The organism is Methylobacterium gregans, assembly GCF_022179245.1.
Lineage (GTDB): Bacteria > Pseudomonadota > Alphaproteobacteria > Rhizobiales > Beijerinckiaceae > Methylobacterium > Methylobacterium gregans.
The window spans coordinates 37,690-55,918 of sequence record NZ_BPQM01000137.1 but is presented as its reverse complement, the minus strand read 5'-3'; the positions used below and the strand labels follow the sequence as shown (position 1 = coordinate 55,918).

Annotated in this window: 16 protein-coding genes, 1 other RNA gene and 1 riboswitch; of the genes, 5 read left to right on the top strand and 12 right to left on the bottom strand. The window is 71.3% G+C overall.

The window, feature by feature from the left end; all coding sequences use genetic code 11:
• The 6 genes from MFF54_RS23670 to MFF54_RS23645 all read right to left on the bottom strand — a co-directional run.
• Positions 1 to 1,388 (bottom strand): Do family serine endopeptidase (locus MFF54_RS23670; protein WP_238306661.1); only part of this gene is annotated, 1,388 nt, incomplete at its 3' end.
• A gap of 178 nt (positions 1,389 to 1,566) precedes the next feature.
• Complete coding sequence (hflC, locus tag MFF54_RS23665; protein WP_238306660.1) at positions 1,567 to 2,517, bottom strand: protease modulator HflC; 951 nt, start codon at positions 2,515 to 2,517, stop codon at positions 1,567 to 1,569.
• A complete protein-coding gene (gene hflK / locus MFF54_RS23660; RefSeq protein ID WP_238306659.1) occupies positions 2,514 to 3,707 on the bottom strand; it encodes an FtsH protease activity modulator HflK in 1,194 nt (397 codons plus the stop codon). Before hflK ends, hflC begins: the two co-directional genes overlap by 4 nt.
• Positions 3,708 to 3,952: 245 nt before the next feature.
• Positions 3,953 to 4,447, bottom strand: a complete 495-nt coding sequence (locus tag MFF54_RS23655) for a dihydrofolate reductase (RefSeq protein WP_238306658.1) — start codon at positions 4,445 to 4,447, stop codon at positions 3,953 to 3,955.
• 9 nt (positions 4,448 to 4,456) lie between these two features.
• Complete coding sequence (locus MFF54_RS23650; protein ID WP_238306657.1) at positions 4,457 to 5,251, bottom strand: thymidylate synthase; 795 nt, start codon at positions 5,249 to 5,251, stop codon at positions 4,457 to 4,459.
• Between the two features lie 95 nt (positions 5,252 to 5,346).
• Positions 5,347 to 6,063 (bottom strand): CPBP family intramembrane glutamic endopeptidase, encoded by a 717-nt coding sequence (locus tag MFF54_RS23645; protein ID WP_238306656.1) that lies wholly within the window; start codon positions 6,061 to 6,063, stop codon positions 5,347 to 5,349.
• A 138-nt stretch (positions 6,064 to 6,201) separates the two neighbouring features.
• On the opposite strand from MFF54_RS23645, the gene ssrA reads away from it, so the two are divergent.
• The 3 genes from ssrA to MFF54_RS23630 all read left to right on the top strand — a co-directional run bounded on the left by ssrA (position 6,202) and on the right by MFF54_RS23630 (position 7,921).
• Positions 6,202 to 6,584, top strand: a transfer-messenger RNA (tmRNA) gene (ssrA, locus tag MFF54_RS23640).
• Between the two features lie 77 nt (positions 6,585 to 6,661).
• The gene (locus MFF54_RS23635; protein ID WP_238306655.1) at positions 6,662 to 7,291 is read left to right on the top strand and encodes an SspB family protein; all 630 of its coding nucleotides are present in this window, start codon (positions 6,662 to 6,664) and stop codon (positions 7,289 to 7,291) included.
• 120 nt (positions 7,292 to 7,411) lie between these two features.
• On the top strand, positions 7,412 to 7,921 hold the full coding sequence (locus tag MFF54_RS23630) for an OsmC family protein (protein WP_238306654.1): 510 nt from the start codon (positions 7,412 to 7,414) through the stop codon (positions 7,919 to 7,921).
• A 21-nt stretch (positions 7,922 to 7,942) separates the two neighbouring features.
• Here MFF54_RS23630 and MFF54_RS23625 read toward each other — a convergent pair whose 3' ends face one another.
• The 4 genes from MFF54_RS23625 to gcvT all read right to left on the bottom strand — a co-directional run bounded on the left by MFF54_RS23625 (position 7,943) and on the right by gcvT (position 13,360).
• Entirely contained in the window at positions 7,943 to 8,872 is a 930-nt protein-coding gene (locus MFF54_RS23625; RefSeq protein WP_238306653.1) for a dihydrodipicolinate synthase family protein, read from the bottom strand.
• A 104-nt stretch (positions 8,873 to 8,976) separates the two neighbouring features.
• A complete protein-coding gene (gene gcvP, locus MFF54_RS23620; RefSeq protein WP_238306652.1) occupies positions 8,977 to 11,817 on the bottom strand; it encodes an aminomethyl-transferring glycine dehydrogenase in 2,841 nt (946 codons plus the stop codon).
• Between the two features lie 11 nt (positions 11,818 to 11,828).
• The gene (gene gcvH / locus MFF54_RS23615; RefSeq protein ID WP_238306651.1) at positions 11,829 to 12,191 is read right to left on the bottom strand and encodes a glycine cleavage system protein GcvH; all 363 of its coding nucleotides are present in this window, start codon (positions 12,189 to 12,191) and stop codon (positions 11,829 to 11,831) included.
• A gap of 26 nt (positions 12,192 to 12,217) precedes the next feature.
• Positions 12,218 to 13,360 (bottom strand): glycine cleavage system aminomethyltransferase GcvT, encoded by a 1,143-nt coding sequence (gene gcvT, locus MFF54_RS23610; protein WP_238306650.1) that lies wholly within the window; start codon positions 13,358 to 13,360, stop codon positions 12,218 to 12,220.
• A gap of 151 nt (positions 13,361 to 13,511) precedes the next feature.
• A riboswitch (glycine riboswitch) is annotated at positions 13,512 to 13,615 on the bottom strand.
• A gap of 208 nt (positions 13,616 to 13,823) precedes the next feature.
• On the opposite strand from gcvT, the gene MFF54_RS23605 reads away from it, so the two are divergent.
• Entirely contained in the window at positions 13,824 to 14,225 is a 402-nt protein-coding gene (locus tag MFF54_RS23605; protein WP_238306649.1) for a hypothetical protein, read from the top strand.
• Between the two features lie 12 nt (positions 14,226 to 14,237).
• Here the strand turns inward: MFF54_RS23605 and MFF54_RS23600 are convergent, their stop codons facing one another.
• Both MFF54_RS23600 and MFF54_RS23595 read right to left on the bottom strand, forming a co-directional pair.
• Complete coding sequence (locus tag MFF54_RS23600) at positions 14,238 to 15,128, bottom strand: MBL fold metallo-hydrolase (protein WP_238306648.1); 891 nt, start codon at positions 15,126 to 15,128, stop codon at positions 14,238 to 14,240.
• A gap of 85 nt (positions 15,129 to 15,213) precedes the next feature.
• On the bottom strand, positions 15,214 to 16,536 hold the full coding sequence (locus MFF54_RS23595; protein ID WP_238306647.1) for an NAD(P)/FAD-dependent oxidoreductase: 1,323 nt from the start codon (positions 16,534 to 16,536) through the stop codon (positions 15,214 to 15,216).
• A gap of 343 nt (positions 16,537 to 16,879) precedes the next feature.
• Between MFF54_RS23595 and MFF54_RS23590 the strand changes: the two genes are divergently transcribed.
• Positions 16,880 to 18,214: an efflux RND transporter periplasmic adaptor subunit gene (locus tag MFF54_RS23590; protein ID WP_238306646.1), complete on the top strand. Its 1,335-nt coding sequence runs from the start codon at positions 16,880 to 16,882 to the stop codon at positions 18,212 to 18,214.
• The last annotated feature ends 15 nt before the right edge of the window (positions 18,215 to 18,229 follow it).

The following is an 18,229-nucleotide window of genomic DNA, read 5'->3' as shown; positions in this document are numbered from 1 at the left end:
TCCTGGCCGACCTCGACGATGACCTCGCCCGGCTGGATGCGCTTGTCGGCGGCGGTGGAGTTCGGATCGACGCGGGTGACCACCACGCCCTTCACGTTCTCCTTGATGGAGAAGCGGCGGCGCAGCTCGTCCGTCATCCCCGAGAGGTTGAGGCCGAGCGCCTGACGCACGGCGTTCTCCGGCTCGGGCTGGCGGGCATTGGCGAGCTGGGGCCGCTCGTTGTCCTCCAGGCGGCCCAGCGTGACGGACTTGGTCTGCTCCTCACCCTTGCGCACCACGACCACGTCGACCTTCTGGCCGACCGGGGTCGAGGCGACGATGCGGGGCAGGTCGCTCGAGGCCTTGACAGGGTTGCCGTTGAAACGGGTGATCACGTCGCCGACCTCAAGACCGGCGGTCTTGGCCGGGCCCTTCTCGTCCACGCCCGCGACCAGCGCGCCGCGCGCGCCGCCCTTCAGCCCCAGCGCCTCGGCGGTGGCGTCGTCCACGTTCTGGATGCGCACGCCGAGCCAGCCGCGGCGAACCTCGCCGAACTCGCGCAGCTGGTCGATGACGGGCTTGGCCGAGGCCGAGGGCACCGCGAAGCCGATGCCGACCGAGCCGCCGGTCGGCGAGAGGATCGCCGTGTTGATGCCGATGACCTCGCCGTTCATGTTGAACAGCGGGCCGCCGGAATTGCCCTTGTTGATGGCCGCATCCGTCTGGATGTAGTTGTCGTAAGGGCCGGACTCGATGTTGCGGCCGCGCGCCGAGACGATGCCGGCGGAGACCGAGCCGCCGAGCCCGAACGGGTTGCCGATCGCCATCACCCAATCGCCGGGGCGCAGCTTCTCGGAGTCACCGAAGGGCACGGCCTTGAGCGGGCGCTCGGGCGTCGGCTTCACGCGCAGCACCGCGAGGTCGATCTTCGAATCCTTGCCGATGATCTCGGCCTTCAGCTTCGTGCCGTCGTGCAGGATGACCTGAATGTCGTTGGCATCGCCGATGACGTGGTTGTTCGTCACCACGATGCCGGAGGCGTCGATGATGAATCCGGAGCCGAGGGAGTTCGACTTGCGCTGGGTGCGCGGCTGCTGCTCGCTCTCGCCGCCACCGCCGCCGCGTCCGCCGCGTCGGTTGAAGAACTCCTCGAACAGGTCCTCGAAGGGCGTGCCGGGCGGGAGTTGCGGCCCGCCGCGGGTCGAGCGCTGCTCGACCGTGGTCGAGGCCGCGATGTTGACCACCGCGTCGGTGACCTGCTCGGCGAGGTCGGCGAGCGACTCGGGGCCGCGGGCAAGGGCCGGCATCGGCAGGGCGGCCCCCACGACGGAGACGCCGATCAGGGTGGCGGCGATGAGGCCGCGCGCACGGGCCAGGACGGGTCGGCCGGCGGCCGGAACGGGATTCATGGTCGACCTCTTCAAGGGCGCGTTTCCTGCGGTGGTGCGGCCGGCACGCGAGGCCCGGCCCGTGCGCGCCCGCCGGGGCGGGCGCGGAGCAGAGCCATAGATTCGGTGGCGCGGGGCCGTCTTCAAGTGCGAAGGGCCCCCGCGTTGTCGCAGGGGCCCTTCGGGAGAGGCGTCGCCGTCAGCGCGCCGGCTGGGTGGAACCGGTCGCCCCGGGCTCGGAGCGCGCGGCCGCCCCCTGCGGCGTGCGGCCCTGCGGGTCGCTGAAGTAGCGGAAGAAGTCCGAGTTCGGGCTGATCACCAGCCGGGTCTCGGGGCCCTTCAGCCCAGTCTCGTAGGCCTGCATCGAGCGGTAGAAGGCGAAGAAGTCGGCGTCCTTGCCGAAGGCCTCGGCGAGGATCCGGTTCTTGTCGGCGTCGCCCTGGCCGCGCAGCTTCTCGGCGGTCTGCTGGGCCTCGGCCAGCACCACAGTCACGTCGCGGTCGGCCCGAGCCCGGATGGTGGCGGCGATCTGATCGCCGTTCGCCCGGATGTCGGCGGCCTCGCGCTCGCGCTCGGTCTTCATCCGCTTGTAGACGGCCGACGAGTTCGCCGCCGGCAGGTCGACGCGGGTCATGCGCAGATCCACGATCTGGATGCCGAGCGCCTTGGCCTGACGGTTCACGTCCTCCTGGATCTCGTTCATCAGCCGGGTGCGCTCGGTCTTCACGATGGCGTCGCGGGTCGAGCGGGCCAGCACGTTGCGCAGGGCCGAGTTGGTGAAGCTCGCCAGACGCTGGTTGGCCAGCGCGATGTTGTTCACCGACTGGTAGAAGCGCAGCGGATCGATGATCCGGTAGCGGGCGAAGGCGTCGACCTCCAAGTTCTGGCGGTCGGCGGTGAGCAGCGTCTGGACCGGCAGGTCGAGGTCGAGGACGCGCTTGTCGAAGACCACCACGTTCTCGACGAACGGGATCTTGAAATAGAGACCGGGGCGGTCCTCGCCAGTCTGGTTCAGCACGGCGCGCACGCGGCCGAGCTGCAGCACCAGGGCCTGCTGCATCTGCCCGACAGTGAAGACCGAGGCGTAGAGGGCGACGGCAATCGCGGCCGCGATCACCGCGAGCCCGGTGCGGAGCGTCTGTCCGTTCATCGGGCGGCTCCGGTCTGGGGGGCGCCCGGGGCGCGGTTGCCGAACTCGGCGAGCGGCAGCACGGGCAGCACGCCGGCGCTGGCCGCGCCGGACGGGCCCTGCCCATTCTGGTCGATGATCACCTTGTTCACGGACCCCAGCACCTTCTCCATGGTCTCCAGGAACAGCCGCTCGCGGCTCACCGCCGGCGCGACCTTGTAGGAGGCGTAGACCTCGTCGAAGCGGGCGGCCTGACCGGTGGCGTCGGCGGTGGCCTTGGTCTTGTAGGCCTCGGCCGCCTGCACGATCTGGGCGGCGCGGCCGCGGGCCTGCGGCACCTCGCGGCTGGCGTAGGTCTTGGCCTCGTTCTGGACGGTGTCGGCGTCCTGCTGGGCCGCGTTCACGTCGATGAAGGCCGGTCGGACCTCCGGCGGCGGGTTGACGGAGACGAGCTGCACCACCTCGATGCGCACGCCCGCGCCGTACTCGTCGAGGGCCGCCTGGAGGATCTCACGCACCTCCTGGGCCACGCTCGACTGCTCGTTCGTGAGGATCGCCTGGATGTTGCGCCGGCCCACCACCTCGCGCATCGCGCTCTCGGCGATGGCCTTGATGGTGCCCTCCGGGTTCTGGAGGTTGAACACGAAGTCCGAGGCCTTGAGCGGATTGACGCGCCACTGCACCTCGAAATCCAGATCGACGATGTTCTCGTCGCCCGTGAGCATCAGGCTCTCGTCGGGCACGTCGCGCATGGAGGTGCGCCCGCTGCCGGACGAGCGGAAGCCGACCTGGATCGAGTTGACCTGGCCGACATTCGGCTTGGTCACCGCGCCGACCGGGTAGGGGAAGTTGTAGCGCAGACCCTCGCCCTTCGAGCCGACATAGCGGCCGAAGATGGTCTCGATGCCGACCTGGTTCGGCGCCACCGTGTAGAAGCCCGTCAGCAGCCAGACCGCGACGGCGAGCGCGCCGACCGCCGCGATGCCCTTGCCGCTGCCGAGGAAGCTACCACCGCCTCCTCCGCCGCCCCCACCGCCCGGCATCACCCCGCGCAAGCGATCCTGGCCACGCCGCAGCAGGTCTTCCAGGTTCGGCGGCTGCTTGCCGCCTCCGCCGCTGCCCCAGGGTCCTCCGCCGCCGTTGCCGCCGCGGTTGCCCCACGGGCCCCCGTTGCCGCCCCCGCCGCCGCCGCTCTGGTTACTCCAAGGCATGCCAGCCGATATCTCCTGCCCGCGGCGGAACGCCGTCCGCGCCTCATGCACCAACGGTCGCCGCGCCCGTACTCATCCCTGCCCGGAGGGCCCCGAGACACCGTTCCGGAGTTGTCCCAAGCACCTGCGGGGCCAGCGCCGCTGCTGTCAAGGCTCGCAGGTGGGCATCGCCGCAGCCCTTGGCAACCGCCCGCAGCCCGCGACCCGGTGACCTTGGCTAACGCGTCCCTGCCGGACGCGGGGCCTCAACGGACCCGGTCGAGGGTGACGAAGGCGAAGGCGCTCTCGTCGTGCGGGCCCGCCTCGTGCACCTCGCGCTCGGTCTCGCGGAAGTCGCTGGGCTCGAGGGCGGGGAAATAGGTGTCGCCTGCGTAGTCGCCCGCGACCTCCGTGAGGTGGATCCGGTCGGCATGCGGCAGGGCGAGGCGATAGATCTCGGCGCCGCCCACCACCATGAGCTCCTCGGCGTCCGCCGCCGCGAGCGCGCCGGCCCAGTCGTGCACCACTGTGATCCCCTCCGCCGCGAAGGCGGGGTCGCGGGTGAGCACCAGGGTGCGGCGCCCCGGCAGCGGCCGGCCGATCGACGCGTAGGTCTTGCGGCCCATCAGCATCGGCTTGCCCATGGTGAGCGCCTTGAAGCGCTGCAGGTCGCTGCGCAGGTGCCAGGCGAGCCCGTTGTCGCGGCCGATGACGCCGTTGCGCGCGACCGCGACGACGAGGGTGATGCGGGGCGCGGACATCGGATCTCCTCAGACGGCGACCGGCGCGGCGATCGCCGGGTGCGGATCATAGCCCTCGATCGCGATGTCCTCGAACCGGAAAGCGAAGAGGTCGTGCACCTCCGGATTCAGGACGAGGCGGGGCAGCGGCCTGGGCTCGCGCGTCAATTGAAGCCGGGTCTGTTCCAAGTGGTTCCGGTAGAGGTGCGCGTCGCCGAAGCTGTGCACGAAGTCGCCGGGCGCCAGACCCGTCGCCTGCGCCATCATGTGGGTGAGGAGCGCGTAGCTCGCGATGTTGAAGGGCACGCCGAGAAACGCGTCGGCCGAGCGCTGGTAGAGCTGGCAGGAGATGCGCCCCTCCGCGACGTAGAACTGAAAGAGGCAGTGGCAGGGCGCCAGCGCCATCCGGTCGAGGTCGGCAGGGTTCCAGGCCGAGACGACGAGGCGGCGCGAATCCGGGTTGCGGCGGATCTCGTCGACCACCCAGGCGATCTGGTCGACGGTGCCGCCCGCGGGCTTCTCCCACGAGCGCCACTGCTTGCCGTAGACGGGGCCGAGATCGCCGTGCTCATCGGCCCACTCGTCCCAGATGGTGACGCCGTTCTCCCGCAGCGCCCGCACGTTGGTGTCGCCCTGCAGGAACCAGAGCAGCTCGTGGATGATCGAGCGCAGGTGCAGGCGCTTCGTGGTGACGAGCGGGAATCCGTCGCGCAGGTCGAAACGCATCTGGTGGCCGAACACCGACAGGGTGCCGGTGCCGGTGCGGTCCTCCTTCGATACGCCCTCCTCGAGGATGCGGCGCAAGAGGTCGTGGTAGGCTTCCATCCTGGATCTCCTGCCGGATGGTTGGAGGCGTTGCGATGACCAAGCGGTGTCGCCGGCAGTTTATCCCCTGTCCCGAAGCTGTACGCCCGCTCCGCTCACCCCGGCCAGAGCACGTAGGCGATGAGCGCGAGATTGCTCCAGCCGTGCAGGGCGATGCAGGGCCAGAGCCGGCCCGTGCGCCAGCGCAAGATGCCGAGGGCGATCGCCAGCGGCAGCAGCGAGACCGGCCGGGCGAGCCCCCAGCCCGCGGAACTCGGGGCGGAGATGTGGGCCAGCGCGAAGATCGTGGCCGTGAGCAGAATCGTCGCGGCGGGCCCCAGCACAGTGCGGGCGCGGCGAAAGATCTCGCCGCGCATCAGCAACTCCTCGGCGACGGGCGCCAGCACCACCACGTAGGCGAGCCAGGCGGCGACGGAGGCGGGAGTGAGCAGGGGCGACAGCCGCGTGCCCTGGCCGAAGCTCGTGCCGAAGACGGCCGCCGTGGCGCTCACCCAGACGATGTGCGCGAGCGGCCAGAGCAGCAGGACGAGGAGGAGGTTGCGCGCCCGCATGCCGTTCGGCTGCCGGCGGTCGAGGGCGAGCCGCGCGCGCCAGCCCGCCCCGTCCCGCCACAGGGCGGTGCCGAGCACCAGCCCCGCCAGGAAGATCTGGCGCAGGATGTCGACCGCGAGCTCGCGCCGGGCGAGTGCCATCGCGCCGATGAAGGGCCGGCGGTTGGGCGGCAGGAACGGGTCGATCCCGGCGATGAGATCGGCACCGACCCGCACGCAGGCGAGCGCCATCAGGCTGGCCGCCCCGAGATAGAGGGGCACGAGGGCCAGCGTCCCGAGGAGGTGCAGCCCGGCTTGCCATCCGGAGGGCCATCCGGAGGGGCGCGGCGAGGGGCCGGGCAGCGACGATTGGGCGCTTCCGGCAACAGCCGCGGGATCCGGCATCGACGTGGCAGGATCGGGCTTCAAAACCGGGGCGATCCCCTCTATATTCCCCTTGCCGGTCGCGAGGCCGGCTATGGCGATAAACGTTCTTCGGAATAAACCTATCGGACCCGGGGGCGGTACCCGGCGCCTCCACCCGAGCCCAGGACATGCTGCCGCAAGGCGCGCATGGAGCGGTCTGTGCTTCGGCGGGGGCGAAATAGGATCGACGAGGGCGTAAAGGTTGAGCTTTCGCTCGGCATGGTTCCGCCGTTATCGGGCCTTTGCAATAGTTGCCAACGACAACTTTGCTCCGGTGGCGGTGGCCGCGTAAGCGGTCCCCAATACCGACCTGAAGTCCTAGCGGGTAGCACCGCATAGGCGGGGTTCGGAGGCACCTGGCAACAGAAGCCTCCACTTTCTGTTTTCCGAACGGCATCGTCCGCGCCCGCGGGCCGGGTCGTCGGGCCGAGGACGCCGGGCAGCACGACCGCAGATGGCAGACGATCTGATCCGCTACGACCTCCTCGTCCAGGAAGCCCTTCGGGGCGTCGTGCGCAAGGTGCTGACCGATGCGGCCCGGGACGGGCTGATGGGCGAGCACCATTTCTACGTCTCCTTCCGGACGGAGGCTCCCGGCGTGCGCATGTCGCAGGCGCTTCGCGAGAAGTACCCGCAGGACATGACGATCGTGCTCCAGCACCAGTTCTGGGACCTCGGCGTCACCGAGCACGCCTTCGAGGTCGGCCTGTCCTTCTCCGGCGTCCCCGAGCGCCTGCTGGTGCCGTTCGACGCGCTCAGCGGGTTCTTCGATCCGTCCGTCCAGTTCGGCCTGAAGTTCGACCTGAACGAGAACGCCGAGGCGCCCGAGGGCGAGGACGAGCATCCCGCCGTCGCCAAGGGACCGGGGCCGCGCGGCGCGGGTACCGAGCCGAGCGAGTTGAAGCCGAAGGGCACCGGCCTCGCCACGGTCGGCGGCAGCGGCGTGCCGAAGGTGCTGCCTGCCCCCGCTGCGCAAGGGGCCAAGGGTGAGGACAAGCCCGCCCGCCCTGCCCGCAAGGAGGGCGAGGGCGAGGAGAGCGGCGCCGAGGTGGTCAGCCTCGACGCGTTCCGCAAGAAGAGCTGAGCGGCGACCGCTCCATCCGTGTTTCCGAGATCGTGTGCTGCCCGCGACGACGCGCGCCCGGTTGAGCCGCGCCGTGCTTGCCGTTAACCGCGGAGGGCCAACAACGAGGAAACGCCCCCGATGGACGCCACCAGCCTGCGCGCGCTTCAGGCGCCGCTGAAGGACCAATACCGCCAGAGCCCGGACTCCGCCGTCGTCACCCTGCGGGCGAAGGGCTCGCTCGACGAGACGGGCGTCGCCTGCAAGGTCGAGACGGGACGCGTCCTGGCGGTTGCCGGCCTACACCCGGCGACCGGCGGCTCCGGTGCCGAGCTCTGCTCCGGCGACATGCTGCTGGAGGCCCTGGTCGCCTGCGCGGGCGTGACCCTGAAGGCGGTCGCGACCGCGCTGGAGATCCCGCTGCGCTCGGGCCAGGTCAGCGCCGAGGGCGACCTCGACTTCCGCGGCACGCTCGGCGTCGACAAGGAGGCGCCGGTGGGCTTCCGAGCCATCCGCCTCAGCTTCGCCCTCGACACCGACGCGCCGCAGGAGAAGCTCGACCAGCTCCTCAAGCTGACCGAGCGCTACTGCGTGGTGTTCCAGACCCTGAACCACCGGCCCGAGCTGGCAGTCACCGCCACGAAGAGCTGATTCCGTCCCCGGCGCGGCGGGTCAGACCGCCGCGCGGGGATCGTGCCGGGCGAGGCGGGCGAGCAGGTACGCGACCTCGGCCCGGGCGGTGGCGCTCATGCCGCCGACGGGCTTGCGCTGCGCGTCCGAGGCGATCAGGCCGCGCCGGGCCATCACGTACTTGCGGATCGCAAGGCCCACGCCCGGCTGCTGCTCGTAGCGCAGCAGGGGCAGATGGGCGTCGAACAGGTCATGGGCGGCGTCGCGCTCACCCGCCTGCGACAGGCGCACCACATCGACCAGCATGTCCGGGAAGGCGTAGCCGGTCATCGCCCCGTCGGCGCCGCGTTCGCACTCGAAGTCGAGGAACAGGCCGCCGTTGCCGCAGAGGATCGAGATGTGGCGCATCGCCCCGTCGGCCTCGAAGGCCCGAAGGGCCGAGATCTTCTCCAGGCCCGGCCAGTCCTCGTGCTTGAGCATGACGCAGTTGGCGTTCTCCTGGACGATGCGGCGGATCACGCCCGGATTCATCACCACGGAGAAGTTCAGCGGGTAGTCCTGGATCACGAAGGGCACGTCGCTGCCCACCGCCTCGGCGGCCTGCCGGTAGTAGGTCGCGATCTGGTCGTCGGTGCGGAGGGTGTTGGGCGGCGCGATCATCACGCCGGCCGCGCCCGCCTCCATGCTGGCGCGGGCGAGCCCCGCCATCGCGGCGAAACCCGGCGCCGAGACGCCGACGATCACCGGCAGCCGGCCGGCCCGCCGGATGAAGCGGGTGGCGACCGCGATGCCTTCCGCGTGGTCGAGCTTGGGCGCCTCGCCCATCACGCCGAGCACCGTGAGGCCGGTGGCGCCGCAGCCGGCGTAGAAGTCGGTCAGCCGGTCGATCGACTCGACGTCGATCCGGCCGTCCGGATGGAACGGGGTCGGGGCGATCGGGTAGACGCCGCGCGCGGACGCGTCGAGGGGCATGACGGTTCTCCCTGTGCGCCCGGATCGCGGCGCCGGGCTGGATCTACGCTGTGGCGGACACCTGCGCCAACCCTCCCCCGCAGAGGGGGAGGGAGAGCTCCGCTCTACTCCGCGGCCGCCTCGTAGCTCTCCGGCGGCGGGCAGGAGCAGACGAGGTTGCGGTCGCCGTAGGCGTTGTCGACGCGGTTGACTGGCGGCCAGTACTTGTCGGTCCGGAAGCTGCCCGCCGGGAAGCAGCCGGCCTGGCGGGAGTAGGGCCGCTCCCAGGCGCCGACGAGGTCCTGCACCGTGTGGGGCGCGTTCTTGAGCGGGTTGTTCGCCCGGTCGGCGCGGCCCTCCTCGATCGCCCGGATCTCCTCGCGGATCGCCAGCATGGCGTCGCAGAAGCGGTCGATCTCGCCCTTGGTCTCGGACTCGGTCGGCTCGATCATCAGCGTGCCGGCGACCGGCCAGCTCATGGTCGGCGGGTGGAAGCCGCTGTCGATCAGGCGCTTGGCGACGTCGTCCACCGTGATGCCGGCGCTCTTCTGGAAGGGGCGCAGGTCCACGATGCACTCGTGCGCGACCCGGCCCCGCTCGCCCGCGTAGAGGATGGGGTAGGCGTCCGCCAGCCGCGCCGCGATGTAGTTGGCGTTGAGGATCGCCACCCGCGTCGCCTGCGCGAGGCCGCGGCCCCCCATCATCAGGCAGTAGCTCCACGAGATCGGCAGGATCGACGCCGAGCCGTAGGCGGATCCCGAGACCGCGCCTTCCTCGCCGCTGCGCGGATCGGAGGGCAGGAACGGGATCAGGTGGGCCTTCACGCCGATCGGACCCATGCCGGGCCCGCCGCCGCCGTGCGGGATGCAGAAGGTCTTGTGCAGGTTGAGGTGGCTGACGTCGGCCCCGATGTCGCCGGGCCGGGCGAGCCCGACCAGCGCGTTGAGGTTCGCCCCGTCGAGATAGACCTGTCCGCCGTGGAAATGGGTGATCGCGCAGATCTCGCGCACCCGCGCCTCGAACACGCCGTGGGTCGACGGATAGGTGATCATGCAGGCGGCGAGCTTCTCGCCGTGCATCTCGGCCTTGCGGCGGAAATCCTCCACGTCGACGTTGCCGTTCTGGTCGGCGCCGACCACCACGACGCTCATCCCGCACATCTGCGCCGAGGCCGGGTTCGTGCCGTGCGCCGAGGAGGGGATCAGGCAGACGGTGCGGTGCCCCTCGCCGCGCGCGAGATGGTAGCGGCGAATGGCCAGCAATCCCGCATACTCGCCCTGCGCGCCCGAGTTCGGCTGCATCGAGATCGCGTCGTAGCCGGTGATCGCGCAGAGTTTTTCGGAGAGGTCGCCGATCAGCTCGTGGTAGCCCGCGGCCTGATCGGCCGGCACATGCGGGTGAATTTCCGAAAATTCCGGCCAGGAGATCGGCAGCATCTCGGCCGTGGCGTTGAGCTTCATCGTGCAGGAGCCGAGCGGGATCATCGCCCGGTCGAGGGCGAGGTCGCGGTCGGCGAGCCGGCGCATGTAGCGCGTCATCTCGCTCTCGGCCCGGTTCATGTGGAAGATCGGGTGCGTCAGGTAGGGCGAGGTGCGGAGCTGACCCTCCGGCAGGCGCTGCTCCGGCCAGGCTTCGTCGTAGGGCAGGTCGTGGCCGCCGAAGGCGCGCCAGACCGCCTGCAGGATGTCAGGCCGGGTGCGCTCGTCCACCGTGATGCCGATGCGATCCTCGCCGACTTTCCGCAGGTTCACCCCGTTCTCGACGGCGCTCTTCAGGATCACGCCCTGGAAGGGCCCGACCGCGACGGTGATCGTGTCGAAGAAGTGCTCGGGCTCGACCCGGAAGCCGAGATCGGTGAGGCCGGCGGCGAGCCGCACCGCGTCGCGGTGAACCCGCTGGGCGATGGCCTTCAGCCCCATGGGCCCGTGATAGACCGCGTACATCGAGGCGATGACGGCCAGGAGCACCTGGCTGGTGCAGATGTTCGAGGTCGCCTTCTCGCGGCGGATGTGTTGCTCGCGGGTCTGGAGCGCGAGCCGGTAGGCGCGGTTGCCGTGGGCGTCGACCGAGACGCCGACGATGCGGCCCGGCAGCGCCCGCTTGTGCGCGTCGCGGGTCGCCATGTAGGCGGCGTGCGGGCCGCCGAAGCCCATCGGCACGCCGTAGCGCTGCATCGAGCCGATCGCGATGTCGGCGCCCATCTCGCCCGGGGGCTTGAGGAGCGTCAGCGCCAGCGGGTCTGCCGCGACCGCCGCGACGGCGCCGGCCGCGTGGAGCGCCGCGATCGGCGCCGAGACATCGCGGATCGCGCCGTTCACGCCCGGGTACTGGAACAGCGCGCCGAAGACCGCGGCGGGGTTCAGATCGGTGAAGGGGTCGCCGACCACGATGCGCCAGCCGAGCGGCGCGGCCCGCGTCCGCAGCACCGCGATGGTCTGGGGCAGACAGTCCCGGTCCACGAAGAAGGCGTCCTGCTTCGAGGCGGCGACGCGGTTGGCCATACCCATCGCCTCGGCCGCCGCGGTGGCCTCGTCGAGCAAGGAGGCGTTGGCCACGTCGAGCCCGGTGAGATCGCAGACGAGCGTCTGGAAGTTCAGGAGCGCCTCGAGCCGCCCCTGGCTGATCTCGGGCTGGTAGGGCGAGTAGGCCGTGTACCAGGCCGGGTTCTCGAAGATGTTGCGCTGGATCGCGGGCGGCATCGTGGTGCCGTGGTAGCCCTGGCCGATCAGCGAGACGAGGAGCCGGTTCTTGTCGGCGGTCGCGCGCATCGCCTCGATGGCCCGGCGCTCGGTCAGCGGCTTGCCGAAGGCGAGCGGCGCCGTCTGGCGGATGTCCGGCGGCAGGGTCTCGTCCACCAGCGCGTCGAGGCTCTCGGCGCCGCAGATCTCCAGCATCGCGCCGATCTCGGCGACCGTCGGGCCGATATGGCGCCGGTTGGCGAAGTCGTAGGGATCGTAGTGGGTCATCGCGCCCTCTCTCACTTGGGCAGGGCGGCGTAGGCCGCCTCGTCGAGCAGGGCCTCGAAGGCGGTCCTGTCCGTGAGCCGCATGCGGTAGAGCCAGCCCGCGCCCTGCGGGTCGGAGCCGACCGTCTCGGGAGCATCGACCACGGCGTCGTTCACTTCCGTCACCTCGCCGTCGAGCGGGGCGTAGACGTCGGAGGCCGCCTTGACCGACTCGACCACGGCCGCGGAGGCGCCCTTGGTCAGGGTCGCGCCGACCTTCGGCAGTTCGATGAAGACGAGGTCGCCGAGCTGCTCGGCGGCGTGCGCGGTGATGCCGACCGTGGCGATGTCGCCCTCGAGCCGCAGCCACTCGTGCTCTTCGGTGAATCTCAGCATGGGTCCGCTCCTTGAGAGTCGAGGGATCAGCCGCGCTTGAAGCCGGCGGGGACGAAGGGGAGGGGGGCGACGGCGGCGGCCAGTCGCTGGCCGCGAACCTCCGCGAAGACGCGGGTGCCGGACGCGGCGAGCCCCGCGGGGAGGTAGCCCATGGCCACCGGCGCCCCGAGGCTCGGCCCGAAGCCGCCGGAGGTGACGTGGCCGATGGCCGTTTCACCGCCTTCCGCGAAGAGCGCCGCGCCCGCCCGCACGGGGACACGCCCCTCGGGGAGGAGGCCGACGCGGCGCCGGGCCGGGCCGGCTTCCATCTCGGCGAGGATGCGCTCGGCCCCCGGGAAGCCGCCCGGACGCGCGCCGCCCCGGCGCCGGGCCGGGGAGATCGCCCATCCGAGTCCGGCCTCGACCGGGCTCGTCGTCGTGTCGATATCCGAGCCGTGCAGGCAGAGGCCCGCTTCGAGGCGCAAGGAGTCGCGGGCGCCGAGGCCGATCGGCAGCACGGCGGGGTCGGCGAGCAGCGCCTCGGCGATCGGCGCGGCCGCGTCCTCCGGCGTCGAGATCTCGAACCCGTCCTCGCCGGTGTAGCCGGAGCGGGTGACGAGGCAGGCGGCGCCCAGGATATCGAACACCCGCGCGTCCATGAAGCGCATCGCCGCGACCTCCGGGGCGAGCCGGGCGAGCGCGGCCTCCGCGCCCGGACCCTGCAGCGCCAGCAGTGCGCGGGGCAGTTCCTCGACGGCAACGGAATCCGGCAGCCCCGCCCGCAGGTGGGCGAGGTCGGCGGCCTTATTCGCGGCGTTGACCACCAGGACGAGCCGGTCGCCGAGATTGGCCACCATCAGGTCGTCCAGGATTCCGCCACGAGCGTCGGTGAGCAGGCCGTAGCGCTGGCGCCCGGGCTTCAGCCCGAGGATGTCGGCGGGGACCAGCGCCTCCAGGGCGCGAGCCGCCTCGGTCACGTCGGCGGCGCGGAGCGCCACCTGACCCATATGCGAGACGTCGAACAGCCCCGCGGCGGCGCGGGTGTGCAGGTGCTCCTTGAGCAGCCCGGCCGGGTACTGGACCGGCATGGCGTAGCCCGCGAACGGCACCATTCGGGCGCCGAGGCGCAGGTGCAGGTCGTAGAGCGGGGTGTTGAGAAGGGGGGCGGTCTCGACGGCCGGTACCGACATCTGGACTCTCCACGACAGCGTGCATCCGGAAGGCGCCTCACGCGCGTTTCCGGCCTGCCCCCATCTGTCGCGGTTACCTGAGAGCTTCCCCCCGGCTCACGCCCGAGGTTTCTCCTTCGGTGGACGCCCTGCGGCGCCTCTCTCCAGATTGTCCAACGATACGGTGATTGTGCCTGAGAGTTTCCGGGGGTGGTTGCTCCGTCGGCGCCATGCCCGACCGTCGCCGGCCGGACTGGGCTCTCCCGTATCGCCCTTATCGGACGCGGCCATCAGAGCACGTCTCGGCGGTGCGGCGCAACATCCGGCGGGACGCCGATGTTTCAGACCGCACGATCCGTATCCTGCCGAACCGTCGAACGCGGCCGATATGGCATTAACCTGCGTGATTTCGGCGCGCTTCGGGCGTGATGTGTAATCATCCTGCGTCAACGGTTACTTGCAAGATCTTCCACGGAGGTTCGCCATGAGAACCACCATGAAGGCCGGACTGAGCGCCCCGGCCAGGACCGTCATCGCCCACGCCGCCTACCTCACCGTCGCCGGCCTCGCCTTCCTACTCGCCCCCGAGGGCGTGGCGCGGCTGCTCGGCGTGACGGCCGAGCCTTACCTCGTCCGGATCATCGGTCTGCTGATGCTCTGCTTCGCCGCCTATTACGGGCAGTTCGCGCGGCACGAGGACCGGCCGCTGATCGGCGCGAGCGTCGCCGTTCGGCTCTGCCTCGCCGCCGCCTTCGTCCTCTTGGTGATGGCCGACCTCGCCCCGACGCCGCTCCTCGCCTTCGCGGCGGTGGACGGCGTCGGGGCGGCCGCGACGGCCCTCGCCCTGCGGGGCCGCTCGACCACGGGGCCGTTGCCGGCCCATTGAGGCTCGGTCGGCTCAGGGCGCCCGGTAGGCCGAGCCGTCCTCCGCGCGGTGGGGCCGCTCGACGTAGCGGCCCTGATCCGGCACGGCGATGCGGTCGAAATCCGCCGCGAGCGCCTCGAGGCCGCGCCGCAGCTCGGTGCCCGCCAGCGCCCGGCCGTGCCCGGTGATCGCGAGATCCGGCTTCAGGGCGGCCAGCGCCCGGACCGAGTCGCGCGCCGCCGGCCAGTCGATCGTCAGGTACTTGGGCGGCCCGTGGATCTCGGGCGTCTGCATCATCGACTCGTAGGCCGATTCGCTCGCCGTAGTGATGAAGGCGTCGCCCGCGATCACGGTGCGGTCGGCCTCGCGCCAGAACGAGACGTGCCCGGGAGAATGGCCGGGCGTGTGGATCCAGCGCCAGCCCGGCAGATCGGGGATGCTGCCGTCCTCGGGCAGCTCGTGCAGCTGCGCGGACACGTTCACGGGCTTGGTCGGGAAGAGCGGCGAGGCCCGTGCCACCGCGCCGCCGCCGACGCTCGGGTCACCCGGCGGGTAGGCGGCGCTGCCGTCGAGATAGGGCCGCTCCAGACGGTGTGCGTAGACCGGCACGTCCCAGGCCGCCGCCAGATCCTCCAGCACGCCCACATGGTCGAAATGCCCGTGGGTGAGCAGGATCGCGGCCGGCCGCGTCCCGCCGAAGCGGGCCTCGACCGCGGCCTCGATCCGCCCCCGTGTACCGGGAAAGCCCGCATCGACCAGCACCCAGCCGGCCTCGCCGGGCTGCCCGATATAGGCGACGTTGGCGATGACGTGGCGCTGGTAGGCGAGATCGGGCAGGACCTCGTGGGTGGCGTCGTCGCGCTCGGCATCGGCGCGCGGATCGTCCGCCCGCGCGTTCGGATCGACCGGGATCTGCTGGACCATCGGCTCTCTTCGGCTCTCGTCCCATGTCCCCCGTGAGGTCCAACCCGGCAGGTCCCTGCCGGATCCTGAGACCGCGGGAGCCGGTTCAGCGCCGCGGGGGCGGGGCCGTGATCAGCCGGGCGCCGCGCCGGTAGGTCACGTAGCGCCAGAGCCATTGCAGGCTGACCCGGGCGCGCTGGGAGAAGTCGACCAGCAGCACGACATGGACGGCGGCCCAGAGCAGCCAGGCGGGAGAGCCCCTGAGGTGGCGGCGGGGCCCGAAATCGAACACCGCCGCGTGCCGGCCGACGATCGCCGCGTTGCCGCGGTTACGGAAGCGGAAGGGCGGCATCGGCCTGCCCTGCTCCAGGTTCGCCCGCAGTGCCTGGCCCAGATGCGTGCCCTGCTGCTGTGCGACCTGAGCGAGGCCCGGCAGCGGCTCGCCCCGCTCGTCCCGGCAGAGGGCGGTGTCGCCCAGGGCGTAGATGTCGGGGAGCCCCGTCACCGAGAGATCGGGTTCGACGGGGATGCGCCCGCTGCGGTCCGTCGCGACCCGGAGCCAGGCGGCGGCGGGCGAGGCCCGCACGCCCGCCCCCCAGACCACGGTCGCGGCCGGGATGCGCTCGCCCCCGATCACCACGCCGTCCGCGTCGATCGTCTCGACCGCCCGGTTCGTCAGGATGCTCACGCCGAGCCGTTCCAGCGAGCGCCTTGCATAGGCCGCGAGATCCTCCGGGAAGGCCGCGAGCAGGCGCGGCCCCGCCTCGACCAGGAGGACACGGGCGGTCGTCGGGTCGATGTGACGGAAGTCGCGGGCCAGCGCGTGGCGCGCGAGTTCGGCGAGCGATCCGGCCATCTCGACGCCGGTCGGCCCGCCGCCGACCACCACGATCGTCATCAGCCGGTCGCGCTCGGCCGGATCGGCGGCGCGCTCGGCCAGCTCGAAGCCCTGCAGCACCCGGGTGCGGATGGCGCGGGCCTCCTCGATGCTCTTGAGCGAGGGCGCGTGGTCGGCCCAGGCGTCGTGGCCGAAATAGCTGGTGGTGGAGCCGGTGGCGACGACGAGCCGGTCGTAGGGAATCGCCGTGCCGTCGGCGAGCCTGACCTCCCGGGCCTCCGGGTCCACCCCTGAGACCTCCCCCAGCACCACCTCGATGTTCTCGGAGGCCGCCACGATGTGGCGGATCGGCTCGGCGATGTCGGCGGGCGAGAGCGCGGCGGTCGCCACCTGATAGAGCAGCGGCACGAAGAGGTGGTAGTTGTTGACGTCGATGAGTGTCACCGCCACCCGCGCGCCGGCAAGCGCCTGCGCGGCCGCCAGCCCCGCGAAGCCCGCGCCGAGGATCACGACGCGCGGCAATCCTGTCTCAGGGCGGCCGGATCGTGGGGGCGAGGCGGTGCGGAGGTCCGGATCGTGGCGCGCGTCCATGCCGTCGAATACCTACCGATACGCCCAAGCCCCGTCCGGGTAACCGGCCGGTGCCGCCCGGGTTGCGCAGGAGCCGTCCGCCCGGTCTGATCACGGCCCCGTGAGGCCGCGGACCGCGGGCGGCCGCTGTCCCGGACAGCGCGTCGCTAAGACATGTGCCGGCTTTGTAAAATTGTCGTGGGTGCTAAATTGCAACCGCGGACGAAAGTCTTCCGGCGCCGGTTCTTCTGCCACAGAAAAGCGATATGGGTCGCTCTGTTGCGGGCACCAAACGGCCGCGCGAATCCCGCGCCGGCTCGCGCGATGCCAGGACCGCACCGGACCCGACGACCCTGAGATCCCGATGGACGCCCGCAATCCTCTGGAGCCTGAAGCCCGCAGCGGCCATGCGCGCGCCGCGCGCCGCGTCGGGCTCCTGCCCGTGGCAGCCGCGCTGCTTCTCGTCGTCGCCCTGGTGGCGGCGGTCGCCGTGTTCCCGCAGCCGGTGCGCGACGCCGCCGAGCGGGCGATCGCCTACGTCCAGGGCCTGACCGGCGGCGGCGAGGCGGCGGAGGTGGCGGCCGAGCAGGCCGAGAAGGGCTCCCCGGCCGAGCGCGTCTTCCGTCCTACGCGGGAGCAGCGCGCCGCCTTCGAGATCCATCCGGTCGCGACCATGACCTTCCGGCCCGAGGGCACGGCGGAGGGGCGCATCGCGCTCAACGAGGACGACAACGTGCCGGTGGCCGCGCCCTATTCGGGCCGGGTCACGAAGGTCCTGGCGCGGGCGGGCGACGAGGTGAAGGCCGGCGACCTGCTGCTGACGCTGGAGGCCACCGACATGGTCCAGGCGCAGAACGACTACCAGGCCGCGCTCAACAGCCTGCAGAAGCAGCAGGCCCTGCTGAAGCTCGACCAGACCATCGCGTCTCGCCAGCAGGAACTGTTCGCCGCCCGTGCCGTCGCTCTGAAGGACTACCAGTCCGCGCAGAACGACGTGATCGCCGCCCAGAGCGACCTGAAGACCGCGGAGGCGACGCTGGACGCGGTGAAGAGCCGCTTGCGGCTCATGGGCAAGACCGACGCCGAGATCGCAGGCTTCGAGAAGAACGGCCGGCTCAGCTCAGAGGTCGAGATCCGCGCGCCGATCGCCGGCACCATCGTGCAGCGGAAAGTGGGTGTCGGCCAGTATCTCTCCTCGTCCAGTGACCCGGTCTTCGTCATCGGCGATCTCTCCACCGTCTGGCTCGTCGCCAACGTGCGCGAGAGCGAGATCCCGAAAATCCGCATCGGCCAGGAGGTCGAGGCGCGGGTGGCCGGCTTCGGCGCCCGCATCTTCAAGGCGCGGGTCAACTACATGGCGGCGAGCCTCGATCCGGCCACGCGCCGGCTCGCGGTGCGCAGCGAGGTCGACAATCCCGAGCGCCTGCTCAAGCCCGAGATGTTCGCGACCTTCACGATCATCACCGGCAAGCCGCAGCCCTCGCCCGCGGTGCCGATGGCCGCCATCGTGTACGAGGGCGCGGCCGCCCATGTCTGGGTGGCGAAGGCGGATGGCAGCATCGTGGCCCGCGCGGTCAAGCTCGGGCTGATCAACGGCGACAACGCGCAGGTGGTCGAGGGGCTGAACGCGGGCGAGGAGGTCGTCACCCGCGGCGCCCTGTTCATCGACCGCGCCGCCTCCGGCGACAAGGCGTCCTGAGGGGCCCCGGGGCGA